The 225-nt window shown below is 45.8% G+C and carries 1 protein-coding gene; it reads left to right on the top strand.

Annotated features, from left to right (window positions below; all coding sequences use genetic code 11):
* Positions 1-225, top strand: a 225-nt coding sequence (locus HJY11_RS13960) for an ATP:cob(I)alamin adenosyltransferase (RefSeq protein ID WP_208076499.1), incomplete at both ends; no start/stop codon positions are given.

Below are 225 nucleotides of genomic sequence, written 5' to 3'. Positions count from 1 at the left end.
TGCCTGAGCCTTATATCAAAGAAGAGCATGTGAAAATGTTTGAAGAAACTATCGATAAATTCGATAATATGCTCCAGCCTTTGAGTCATTTTATCATCCCCGGAGGCACCCCCGGATCAGCTGCTTTGGACATCGCGCGTACAACTACTCGTCGTGCCGAGCGCTGTCTGCTCCGCTTATCTGAAACAGAAGAAGTCAATCAGCAGGTTCTTATCTGTTTGAACA

Origin of the sequence: Bittarella massiliensis (ex Durand et al. 2017), from assembly GCF_017566145.1 — a bacterium.
GTDB lineage: Bacteria > Bacillota > Clostridia > Oscillospirales > Ruminococcaceae > Bittarella > Bittarella massiliensis_A.
This window is presented reverse-complemented; position numbering and strand designations above follow the sequence as displayed.